General features: G+C 54.6%; 8 protein-coding genes. All 8 read right to left on the bottom strand.

Annotation, left to right across the window (positions count from 1 at the left end):
* Position 1: 1 nt before the first annotated feature.
* Positions 2-838 (bottom strand): alkaline phosphatase family protein, encoded by an 837-nt coding sequence (locus JXR15_RS19560; protein WP_422054878.1) that lies wholly within the window; start codon positions 836-838, stop codon positions 2-4.
* Between the two features lie 148 nt (positions 839-986).
* Entirely contained in the window at positions 987-2,624 is a 1,638-nt protein-coding gene (locus JXR15_RS19555) for an ABC transporter ATP-binding protein (protein ID WP_422054877.1), read from the bottom strand.
* Positions 2,621-3,436, bottom strand: a complete 816-nt coding sequence (locus JXR15_RS19550) for an ABC transporter permease (RefSeq protein WP_422054876.1) — start codon at positions 3,434-3,436, stop codon at positions 2,621-2,623. The genes JXR15_RS19555 and JXR15_RS19550 overlap by 4 nt, the downstream gene beginning before the upstream one ends.
* A 10-nt stretch (positions 3,437-3,446) precedes the next feature.
* A complete protein-coding gene (locus tag JXR15_RS19545) occupies positions 3,447-4,403 on the bottom strand; it encodes an ABC transporter permease (RefSeq protein WP_422054875.1) in 957 nt (318 codons plus the stop codon).
* A 1-nt stretch (position 4,404) separates the two neighbouring features.
* Complete coding sequence (locus tag JXR15_RS19540; RefSeq protein ID WP_422054874.1) at positions 4,405-5,988, bottom strand: ABC transporter substrate-binding protein; 1,584 nt, start codon at positions 5,986-5,988, stop codon at positions 4,405-4,407.
* Positions 5,989-6,344: 356 nt separating this feature from the next.
* Positions 6,345-8,972: a molybdopterin-dependent oxidoreductase gene (locus JXR15_RS19535; protein WP_422054873.1), complete on the bottom strand. Its 2,628-nt coding sequence runs from the start codon at positions 8,970-8,972 to the stop codon at positions 6,345-6,347.
* Positions 8,969-9,307 (bottom strand): nitrite reductase small subunit NirD, encoded by a 339-nt coding sequence (gene nirD / locus JXR15_RS19530; RefSeq protein WP_422054872.1) that lies wholly within the window; start codon positions 9,305-9,307, stop codon positions 8,969-8,971. Before nirD ends, JXR15_RS19535 begins: the two co-directional genes overlap by 4 nt.
* The gene (gene nirB, locus JXR15_RS19525) at positions 9,304-11,754 is read right to left on the bottom strand and encodes a nitrite reductase large subunit NirB (RefSeq protein ID WP_422054871.1); all 2,451 of its coding nucleotides are present in this window, start codon (positions 11,752-11,754) and stop codon (positions 9,304-9,306) included. The genes nirD and nirB overlap by 4 nt, the downstream gene beginning before the upstream one ends.
* Between the last annotated feature and the right edge of the window lie 3 nt (positions 11,755-11,757).

Raw genomic sequence — 11,757 nt, 5'->3', positions numbered from 1 at the left:
CTCAAGTCAAAAACGGATCAGCCTTCATCGTGTTCGGCGCCTGAACCCCAAGCCGATGCAGGATGGAGGGGGCCAACTGTAACTGAGACAGCACCACATCGGTAGCAGGTCCTTTGGCCTCCCCGAAGTAATAAAGCGCGAACTCTTGCTGCAGCGGATCGTTGCCGCCGTGGTGTCCTCTGGCATCTTGCCCATGATCCGCGGTGACTATCACCTCATATCCCATCTGCCGCCATCGCGGAATGAAAGGGGCCAACATCTCGTCCATCACAAAGCAGGCATGATCCATTTCATGGCTTTCATGCTGGAAGCGATGACCCATGCTGTCTAACGTGCAGGTGTGTAACATGCCGTAATCAAGGCTATTCTTGAGGCAAATATTGGTAAGCGTGGCAAACAGGTCGACATCAGAAGGCGTCATCTGATTGGCCGCGCCATAACCGGTCATGGAATGAAAACGCCCGTGGTTGATGGTTTTGCTCTCCGGTTCATCGTACTCAATATCACGTACATAATCGAACGGATGACGGTTGAAGAACTCAGACCAGAATGAATGCGCGACGGCTCCAGTTTTGCCGCCCGCCTTGCGGACTTCGGAAAAAATGTCGGGTTGTTTGATGCGGAACACATTGCCGTTCCCGGTGCAGCCATGCTGTTGCGGCGTGACGCCGGTGTGGATTGAGGCATAACAGCTTGCCGAAATGGACGGCAGCACGGAGGTCATTTTCCATTTCTGAGCGGTGCCATCCGCAACCCAGCCTTCCAGATTGCCAAAAAGACGGCTCCAGTTGCGCCAGGGCACGCCGTCCAGAATGATCAATAGTAGTTTGTTGTCCATGCCGGGCTCCTCCTCAATAATAAGAGTATTAAATCGGCGCACGGTGACGGAACGTTCAAGACCGACATCCTAGTGTTCGTTTTTGCAAGCTGCGGACAAAAAAACGGCCCCTTAACCGGCACCGCAATTTGTTTGATGGTAAAAAGACTTAGTTGCCTGCGCTTTCCATTTTTCGGTTCGCGATGACGTCTTCCAGCCAGCCCAGTTTCATTTCCGGCACAGAGCTCAGCAGCAAGTCCGTATAGTCGTCAAATGGGGGAGACAGCACGTCTGTCTTGCCGCCATATCGTACAACTTCGCCCTGATACATCACGGCAATCGAGTCAGCGATGGCCTTCACTGTCGCCAAGTCGTGTGTGATGAACAAATAGGCGACGTCCTCGATCTTCTGAAGATCCAGTAGCAGCTTGAGAATGCCGTCCGCGACGAGTGGGTCCAGCGCGCTGGTTACCTCGTCACAGATGATCATTTTTGGCTTCGCCGCCAATGCACGTGCAATACACACACGTTGTTTCTGCCCACCAGACAGTTCCGCTGGGTAGCGATCGATGAAGCTCTCCCCCATTTCGATTTCATCCAGGAGCTCGATGATGCGTTTGCGTTTCTCGGCACCACCTAGGCCAAAGTAGAGCTCCAGCGGCCGGCCGATGATTGTGCCCACAGTTTGCCGCGGGTTCATCGCGACGTCCGCCATCTGGTAGATCATCTGCAACTCGCGCAGATCTTCCTTTTTGCGCCCAGCGAGATCTTTGCTCAGGTCGCGACCGGCAAAATGGACGCTTCCGTTTTTTTGCGGCAATAGCCCAGTGATCACCCGCGCCAAAGTGGATTTTCCCGATCCACTTTCACCAACAACAGCGAGGGTTTGACCCGGGTGCAGTTCGACGTTGATATTCTTGAGCACGTCAAAGTTTGTCCCCTTGTAGCGGGCAGTGACGTTCTGAACTTTCAGCACCGGTTCCGGTGTTGGTGCCTTTTCCTCATGTTCGATGGACCGCACGGAGACCAAGGCCTTGGTGTAGTCTTCTTGTGGGGCATTGATGATTTGATCCACAGGACCATACTCGACCATGTCCCCCATCTTCAGCACAAGGATATCGTCGCTGACCTGCGCGACAACTGCGAGGTCATGGGTGATATAGAGTGCGGCGACTCCAGTGTCACGAATGGCCTCTTTGATAGCCATCAACACATCGATTTGTGTTGTCACATCCAAGGCGGTTGTTGGTTCGTCAAAGACAACAAGATCCGGCTCAGGGCACAAGGCAAGCGCCGTCATGCAACGCTGCAATTGGCCTCCTGACACTTGGTGCGGGTAGCGATTGCCAATATTCTCCGGGTCAGGAAGTCCGAGTTTCCGGAACAGCTCAATTGCCCGTCGCTCAGCATCTTTTCGGGAAAACTTGCCCTGCAGGATCGCAGCTTCAGTCACTTGATCCATGATCTTTTTGGCAGGATTAAAGGAGGCTGCTGCAGACTGGCTTACATAGGTTACTTCGCCGCCGCGTAAGGCGCGCACATCTGAGTTTGACGTCTTTAAGATGTCTCGTCCGTTGACCCAAACCTCGCCGCCGGTGATTTTCACACCACCACGGCCGTAGGCCATAGATGCCAGACCAATGGTCGACTTGCCCGCTCCGGACTCGCCAATGAGGCCCAGCACTTTGCCTTTCTCAACCTCAAAGCTCACGCCATGAACAATTTCGATGTCATGCGGCTGTTCGCCTGGCGGGTAAACTGTGGCACCAATTTTGAGGTCTCGAACTTTGAGAAGCATATCGCTCATCCGCGGCCTCCTTTCAGCGATGTTGTGCGGTTCAGGACCCAGTCAGCCACGAGGTTCACTGAGATCGCCAGTGTTGCGATTGCTACTGCTGGGTACAACGCTGCGCCAATGCCATAGACAATACCATCGGCGTTCTCTTTCACGATGCCGCCCCAGTCTGCTTGTGGCGGTTGAACGCCCAGCCCAAGGAAAGACAAGGTGGAGACAAATAGAACCATAAAGATGAACCGGAGCCCCATTTCTGCGATCAAAGGTGACAAGGCATTTGGCAAGATTTCGCGGAAGATAATCCACCCTCGGCCTTCACCACGCAGCTTTGCGGCCTCGACGTAGTCCATGACATTTATGTCGACGGCCACTGCGCGCGCCAAACGGTACACGCGGGTGCTGTCCAAAAGTCCCATCACAAGGATCAATACAGGTACAGTCACAGGCATGACCGACAACACAACCAAGGCAAAAATCAGAGATGGTATCGACATGATCAGGTCTACAAACCGGCTCATGGCCTGATCCGCCCAACCGCCAAGTACAGCAGCAAGGAAGCCCAGAATGGACCCCGTTGTGAAGCTTAGGATTGTGGCAGCGGTAGCGATAAAGATCGTTGTCCGCCCGCCGTAAATCATACGGCTCAGCAAATCGCGGCCAAGGTTGTCAGTGCCAAGCAAAAACTCGGAGGATGGTGGCAGCCAAACATCCCGGCTGACCACGTCGGCCATGCCGTAGGGCGCGATCCACGGCGCGAAGATTGCGACGAAGAAATACGCTGCGGTGAAGATGAGCCCGATCAGGGCAGCTATGGGTATTCTCATAACAATTCCCCTATTTCGGATGCCGCAAGCGCGGGTTGGCCACGATCGATACGATGTCAGCAACCATATTGAGGCCGATGTAGACCGCAGCGAAAATCAGACCACAGGCTTGCACCACAGGAATGTCGCGCTTGGACACGTGATCGACCAAAAACTGTCCCATACCTGGGTAGGTGAAGACCACTTCGATCACCACAACACCAACCACCAAATAGGCGAGGTTGAGCATGACCACGTTCACAACGGGTGCAATCGAGTTCGGGAAGGCATGTTTCCAGATGATCGTGAACATTCGCAGTCCTTTGAGCTCTGCGGTCTCGATGTAGGCGGATTGCATGACATTCAAGATTGCCGCGCGCGTCATGCGCATCATGTGCGCCAGCACAACAAGCGTCAGCACGGCGATTGGCAACGAGATGGTATGCAGTTTTTCACCCAAGCTCATACTGTCGTTGATTGTGGTCACGGATGGGGCCCAGCGTAGACGCACGGATACAAAGAAGATGGCGACATATGCGATGAGAAATTCAGGCACGGAGATAGATGCCAGAGTGACCGCGGAGATCAGTTTGTCCGGCCAGCGTTCGCGATAGCGTACGGCAATCAAACCAAGCAAAATCGCAAGAGGCACAGAGATGATCGCGGCCCAGAAGGCCAAGAAAAGGGTGTTTCCGAGACGTTTGCTGATTGATTCAGCAATGTCTTTGCCGCTGGTGAGGGAGGTGCCCAGATCACCTTGCAGCAGGCCGCTCAGCCAACTGAAGTAGCGCTGAAGTGGCGGGTCGTTCAATCCGAGATCGCGGCGTAGGTTGGCAAGCGCTTCTGGCGTGGCGGATTGTCCAAGAATTTGTTGGGCCACGTCTCCCGGCAAAATGATGGTGCCAGAAAAAATTAGGATCGAGACGAGGAAGAGCAAGAAGAGGCCCAGCGCAATGCGCTGGGCCAACAGTTTCAAAAGGAGCGACATATCAGCCTGTCACCCACATACGCTGTGCTGCGTAGCCGTTCATCAGGGAGAAGCCTGCAACGCCTTCAACCCAACCACCAATTTTGTCGGTGTATGCGTCAACGAAGTCATTGAACATTGGGCAGATCAGGCCGCTTTCATTGCGGACCATCATGCCCATGTCGGCATACATCGCTTTACGCTTGTCTTGATCCAGTTCCGCACGTGCCGCGATCAGCAGCTTGTCAAAGCTTTCGCTCTTGTAGCGTGTGTCGTTCCAATCTGCTGTCGACAGGTAAGCAGTGGTGAACATCTGATCCTGTGTGGAACGCCCCCCCCAGTAACTGGTGCAGAACGGTTTGTTGTTCCAAACTTCGGACCAATACCCATCGTTCGGCTCGCGCTTGATTTCCAGCTCGATACCAGCAGCTTTCAGGGACTGCTGGAACAGCGCGGCTGCATCCGGCGCACCAGGGAACGAGTTGTCAGAGGTGCGCAGAAGCACCGGGCCTTCGTGGCCAGACTTTTTGAAGTATTCGGCTGCTTTCTCTGGATCGTACTCACGTTGCTCCATTTCCGAATACATCGGGTAGGCCGCGTTGATTGGCGAGTCATTGCCCACAGAGCCGTAGCCAAACAGGATCTTGTCGACCATTTCCTGACGGTTGATGCCATACTTCAGGGCCATCATCAGATCAGGGTTGTCAAACGGAGCTGTGTTGACGTGCGCGATAAACACATAGTGGCCAGGGCCAGCTGTGGACGCAACAGTGATACCGGGCGCGCGGGCCACAAGGCCAGCAGTGCGTGGTGGTACTCGGTCGATGATGTCCACTTGACCGGATTGCAGGGCTGCAACACGTGCGGTGTTGTCGTTGATCACCAGCATTTCGATGGTCTCAGCGTAGCCGATGTCACCCCAGTAGTTCGGGTTTTTCTCCGCCACAAAGCGAACACCCATATCAACTTCTTTCATGATATAGGGGCCGGTGCCGATCGCCGCGTCTGGCGCATCTTTGCCGCCGTTTGGCTGTACGATTAGGTGATAGTCGCTCATCAGGTAAGGCAAGTCGGCATTGCCGTTGTTGAGCTCGATGATCACATCGCGCCCGTTGGTGCTGACATTTTTGATGTCGCGCAGCAAGCCAAGAGCACCAGATTTTGATTCTTCACCGGCGTGACGGTCAAGCATTGCAGCCGCGTCCGCGGCGGTGACTTCTTGCCCATTGGAAAAGGTGATGCCCTTGCGGATCGTGAAGGTCCAGGTGGTTGCATCTGCGGAGGCTTCAAAGCTTTCGGCAACTTTGCCCTGTAGGCCACCATCATCGGTCAACTCAACGAGCGGCTCACCCCACATGCGGATCAGGTTGACCGCAGTTGTGTTTGCGGCTGTCGCCGGATCCAGGCTGTCGGTGGTGGATCCCCCCTGCAAACCAATGCGCAGCGTGCCACCTTTCTGGGGGCCTTCAGCGTGTACTGCGCCGGCGAGCATTGTATTTGCTGCGGCAGCCGAAAGACCAAGTGCTCCGGCACGGCCAAGGAACTTACGGCGTGTGATTGCGCCCAAAGCGGCTTGGCGACTTAGGAACTTAAGCTCTTCATTCATTTGGAAACTCCCATGTTGAATCTTTTGTTTTTCATTATGCTGCGGCTCGCTCGTGACACAAATCAAGGAAAATGTGCCAAAGCCCACAAAGTTTTCGTCGACTCCGCTTGCGAAAGAGGTCGCTAAAGCGGTGCCTTCAGGAAACCGTCATAACATGGTTCAAAAGCGACAAACATGCCGTTTTTGAGCATGTGTGAAATTGGCCGCTTCTACGGTTTGAAACCCGTCATGGGAGAGAATTTAGCGGATCGAAAATACTTAAGGTGGCGGAAAGGCAGGCATGACCTGACGGCAGCTTCTGGGAGTGATTTGGCCAGAAAGAACTAAAAACCAGATTTTCATGGCGGTTTTAGAGGCTATTCGGCCGCTATTTTCCGCCGCGCATTGGACAGCAGAGCAGCCAGCTCTGGCCGACAAGAGCCGCAATTTGTTCCAGCTGAGAGCGCGTTTCCAATTTGCTCAACCGAAGTTAAGTTCTGTTGCTCAATATTGGACAAGATCGTGTTCACGCCAATGTTGAAACACGCACAAACTGTTGGACCAGGGTCGAGTTGATTTTCACCTGGTTGCCCGGCCAAAATGTTGGTTTCGTCTTGCCCCAACATCCCGCTGGCAAAAGACCGAGATACTTGCACCGGAGTGCGGTCCACAAATAAAGCGCCAATCAGTTTTCCGTTACGATGAAAAGCCATGCGCGCCCGACCTCCGGTTGTATCAATCAGGCTGGTGCATGGCACGTCGTCTGCTTCAAACAATTCTGACGCAAAATCCACCCAGCTCTCAGGACGCGTGATGCCTGCCAGTTCCAACTGCCAACCCGAGGATAACTTGGTTCTCGCCCAATATTTGGTAGAGGCAGTCAGCATATTGGTCCCAACCGCGAACCCGTACCATTTCGCGCGGAATTTGGTGACTCTTACAGGAGCGGCTTTGCTGTCTGGTTGGCCTGAGACCGGATCAACAATTGCGGGCACCAAATCTGACACAACGGCGCGTGACGCCACGTCACTGGACCAGTGGATCGGAGCAAATACGCTCCCCTGCGCCACACGTTCGGTTATTAAAGCTCTCAATATGACGGTGCCGTTATCATTTTGGACCACAACCAAATCCGCATCATTGACACCAATTTGATTGGCATTTTCGGGGTGAATTTCCAAGAAGGGCTCGCCGTAATGCTGATTGAGGCGCGGTGCTCGTCCGGTCCGGGTCATCGTGTGCCAATGATCGCGTACCCTGCCGGTATTGAGTCGCAATGGAAACTCTTCATTTTGAGAGGCTAGAACCGGTTGGCTGATCGGGACCATTCTGGCGCGGCCTTCGCTTGTGAAAAAGTGCCCCTCGGTGAAGAACCTGGGATCCTGGGAGACATTTGGTCCTTTTATCGGCCATCTGACCGGTTTTAAATTCTGATATTCTTGGTTGGACAGTTCCGCTAGTCCGGAAATGTCGAAGTCTTTGCCTAGATTGGCGGCAAGCCCTGACAGTGCCGCGTGTTCTCGAAAAATTTCGGCTGGAGTCGAGTACTCAAACCCCGCGCCGAAACCCATGCGCTGGGCAACGTCACATATGATACTCCAATCGTGACGCGCTGTGCCGGGGGGCGGAAAAACAGACCGCTGGCGACTGATTGTTCTGTCCGAATTGGTGACTGTGCCGTCCTTCTCTCCCCAGCCCGTCGCTGGCAGCACCACGTCGGCCAGCTTTGCGGTGTCTGTGGTTGCAAACATGTCAGAGACCACGACGAACTCGCAGTTCGCGATCGCAGAACGGACTTTGGAAGCGTTTGGCATACTTACAGCTGGATTTGTACAGATCACCCACAGTGCTTTGATTTTGCCCGCCCCAATGGCGTCAAACATGTCCACCGCTTTGAACCCGTGCTGTGACGGTATTGATGGCGACTGCCAGAAGGACTGCACCGTGTCGCGGTGCGTTGGATCCTCTAGGTCCAAGTGGCAGGCCAAGGTATTGGCAAGGCCACCAACCTCTCGTCCGCCCATCGCGTTGGGCTGCCCGGTTACCGAAAAGGGACCACTCCCAGGTTTTCCAATACGGCCGGAGGCCAAATGGCAGTTGATAATGGCGTTTACTTTATCGGTGCCATGGTCGGATTGATTGACGCCCTGAGAGAAAACGGTGACCGTTTTTTTATTGGCCAACCACATCCGGACAAATGCGTTTAGTTGTTGTTCGCTTAACCCTGTGGCGGAGACATCTGAGGCACTGGCCGCGTCCAGAGTTTCGATGAAGCCGTCCGTATGTTTGGCTACAAACTCGGCGTCGAGGGCACCTTGTGCGTGTGTTTGACTAAACAGGTAATTGAACAGCGCAACGTCCGTGCCTGGATTGAGGGGCAGGTGCAGGTCTGCCAGATCACATGTTGCCGTGCGACGGGGGTCAACCACGACCACTTTCATCTCAGGGCGTTCGATCTTTGCGGCCGCGATGCGCTGATAAAGCACCGGGTGACACCATGCCAGGTTGGAACCTGTGATGATCAATAAGTCTGCCAACTCCAAGTCTTCGTAGGTTCCTGGTACGGTATCTGTGCCAAAAGCTCGTTTGTGCCCAGCTACTGTCGACGCCATACACAGTCGCGAGTTTGTGTCGATGTTGGCTGAACCGATGTAACCTTTCATCAGTTTGTTAGCGACGTAGTAGTCCTCGGTCAGCAATTGTCCTGAGACATAAAAGGCGACGGAATCCGGGCCGTGTTTCTCAATTGTTGAAAGAAACTGTTCCGCCACTAGGTCGAGGGCGTCATCCCAAGTTGCGCCACATTTGTTGATCAAAGGACCAAGCAAGCGACCGTCCAGAGCCACGGTTTCTCCTAGCGCCGACCCTTTGGAACACAGGCGCCCAAAGTTTGCCGGGTGATCCGGATCGCCTTTGACCGCAAGGCCACCTGCACCGTTCGGCGTTGCCAACACGCCGCAGCCGGTGCCGCAATACGGGCAAGTGGTGCAGATGGATGTGGTCATTCTGCTGCCACCGATGGGGACACAGCCGCCGCGGATATTAAAATGCGGTCGTCTTCGCATTTGACATTATAGGTCGCAACTTTACCTGCGTCCGCACCTTGGGCTTCGCCGGTGGTGAGATCAAAGACCCAATTGTACATTGGATCGGTGACTTTCTCGTCGTGTTGGATGCCGTTGGACAGCGGGCCAGCTTTGCCCGGTAGATATTCATCTAAAGCGTAGACGTTGTTTGTGGCCGTGCGGAACACGGCAATGTCTCCGTTATGCGTGCGCACAACCCGTGCACCACGCAAAGGGATGTCGTTTATGCTGCCAATATCGATAAAATCGGTCATTCTGCGGCCACCTTTGTAAAATCCGCGATGGGTGCAAATTCGTGGGCGTCTTTGCCTTGCTTAGCGCGTTCTGCCCAAGGGTCGATCTGGTAGAACGTCTGCGAGTAGTGGAACCGGTCAGCCAGTGCCTTGCGACTTTCCAGATCGTCGACAATCTGTTCCTTGACCCAATCAAGCCCCACTCTGGCAATCCACTTGTAAGGGCGATGCAGGTACTGCGCCCCTTCGCGGTAAAGCTGGTAGAAGGCACAGGAGACTTCGATGGCTTCCTCTTCGGTGGCGACTTGCACCAGAAGTTCGGTTTCGCGGAGGTCTAGACCCGCCGCGCCGCCGACAAGGATTTGATAACCACTGTCGACGCAGATGATGCCGAGATCCTTACAGGTAGCCTCTGCGCAGTTCCGCGGACAGCCACTGACGGCAAGCTTGAACTTGTGTGGCGACCACGCGCCCCACATCGCGTCTTCGATTTTGATACCAAGGCCGGTTGAGTCCTGCGTTCCAAAACGGCAATGATCGGACCCCACACAGGTTTTTACGGTGCGCAGCCCTTTGGCGTAGGCCTGCCCAGACATCATGCCCGCCTTGCCCAGATCGTACCAAATCTCCGGCAGATCATCTTTCTTTACGCCCAAAAGGTCGATGCGTTGACCGCCGGTGACTTTAACCGTCGGCACATCAAACTTATCCGCCGCATCCGCAATGGCGCGCAGCTCGTCAGGCGTGGTGATCCCGCCCAGCATGCGTGGCACAACGGAATAGGTGCCGTCTTTCTGAATGTTGGCGTGCACACGCTCGTTGATGAACCGGCTTTTGCCATCGTCTTCGTACGTGCCAGGCCAGGCAGCTACCATGTAGTAGTTCAGCGCCGGGCGACATACGTGGCAGCCACAGGTGGTCTTCCAATCCAACTCCTGCATGGCTTGTGGAATGGATTTGAGCTCCTTAGCGACGATCAGTTTACGTACGTCGTTGTGGGATAGGTCGGTACACTTACAGACGACTTCTTTTTCGGGCATTTTGAAGTCGTCGCCGAGTGTGACACTCAACATATCCCCAACAAGGCCGAGGCAACTGCCACAAGACGAGCCCGCTTTGGAAATGTTTTTTACATCGTCTAGCGAGTGGGCGCCGTCGTTGATCGCGGCAACAATTTGAGCTTTGGAAATGCCGTTACAGCCACAGATTTCGGTATCATCCGGTAAGGCTGCAACGGCCGCCATAGGGTCCAGGGGGGACCCTCCCTGAAAAGCCGGACCAAAGATGAGAGTATCGCGCATCTTGGAGATGTCCTCTTTGTCTTTGATTAGGCCAAAGAACCAGTTGCCATCCGCCGTGTCGCCATACATGACGGCACCGACGATGCGGTTCTCTTCGATGACTAGGCGTTTATACACTCCGTGTGCCGGGTCGCGATACACGATGTCTTCGCGACCTTCTGTCTCTGCAAAATCGCCTGCGGAAAAGAGATCGCAGCCAGTGACCTTCAGCTTGGTGGCCACTTCTTTGTTCACAAAAGTAGCAGCTTCACCAGTCAGTGTCTTGGCGATGACTTTTGCTTGGTCATAAATCGGCGCCACAAGACCAAAGATGTCGCCGTTGTGTTCCACACATTCGCCAAGCGACAGGATGTTGGCATCTGATGTTACCATCTGATCGTCCACGTGAATCCCGCGACCTGTTGCGAGACCAGCGTCTGTAGCCAAGGCCACGGACGGGCGGATACCAACGGCCATGACCAGCAAGTCACAAGGAAGTTCAGTACCATCATCCAGCAGGAGCGCTTTGACTTTGCCGTTTTCGCCAAGGATTTCTTTGGAATTCGCAGAGCATTTAACGGTAATACCTTTGTCCACCAACGCCTTGCGCAGCAAGTAGCTCGCCGCTTCGTCCAACTGGCGTTCCATCAGGTGGCCCATGATGTGCACCACGGTCACGTCCACACCGCGCAGCGCGAGGCCGGCGGCCGCTTCCAGCCCCAAAAGGCCGCCGCCGATCACCACGGCTTTGGCATCTGGTTTGTCGCCAAGCGAGATCATCGTGTTGGTGTCTTCGAGATCGCGATAAGCAATCACACCGTCCAGATCATGCCCTGGAAGCGGGATAATAAACGGGCTGGAACCGGTAGCGATGATGAGCTTGTCATAGGCCAGCACGTCGCCGTTATCAGACGTCACGGTCTGTTCGGCACGATCGATGTTCACAACCTTTTCGCCAAAGCGCGTGGCGACACCGTTTTCCTCGTACCACTCAGCTGTGTGGGTGACGATCTCGTCAAAGGCCTTGTCGCCCGACAGAACCGGGGACAGCATGATCCGGTTGTAGGTGCCGCGGGGCTCAGCGTTGAAAAGTGTGACGTCGTAGGCGTCGGGGGCGGCTTCGAAGAGATGTTCGAGGGCACGGCCCGCGGCCATCCCAGCCCCAATGATGATAAGTTTCTGTGTCATAGC

It is taken from the genome of Shimia sp., assembly GCF_049116215.1.
In the GTDB taxonomy this organism is placed as follows: Bacteria; Pseudomonadota; Alphaproteobacteria; order Rhodobacterales; family Rhodobacteraceae; genus Shimia.
The sequence above is the reverse complement of the archived record's forward strand: the minus strand, read 5'-3'. Positions and strand labels throughout refer to the sequence as shown.

Coding starts and splice junctions, on each gene's coding strand:
- JXR15_RS19540 (WP_422054874.1), bottom strand. CDS start 5,988: ATGAATGAAGAGCTTAAGTTCCTAAGTCGCCAAGCCGCTTTGGGCGCA.
- JXR15_RS19550 (WP_422054876.1), bottom strand. CDS start 3,436: ATGAGAATACCCATAGCTGCCCTGATCGGGCTCATCTTCACCGCAGCG.
- JXR15_RS19545 (WP_422054875.1), bottom strand. CDS start 4,403: ATGTCGCTCCTTTTGAAACTGTTGGCCCAGCGCATTGCGCTGGGCCTC.
- nirD (WP_422054872.1), bottom strand. CDS start 9,307: ATGACCGATTTTATCGATATTGGCAGCATAAACGACATCCCTTTGCGT.
- nirB (WP_422054871.1), bottom strand. CDS start 11,754: ATGACACAGAAACTTATCATCATTGGGGCTGGGATGGCCGCGGGCCGT.
- JXR15_RS19555 (WP_422054877.1), bottom strand. CDS start 2,624: ATGAGCGATATGCTTCTCAAAGTTCGAGACCTCAAAATTGGTGCCACA.
- JXR15_RS19535 (WP_422054873.1), bottom strand. CDS start 8,972: ATGACCACATCCATCTGCACCACTTGCCCGTATTGCGGCACCGGCTGC.
- JXR15_RS19560 (WP_422054878.1), bottom strand. CDS start 838: ATGGACAACAAACTACTATTGATCATTCTGGACGGCGTGCCCTGGCGC.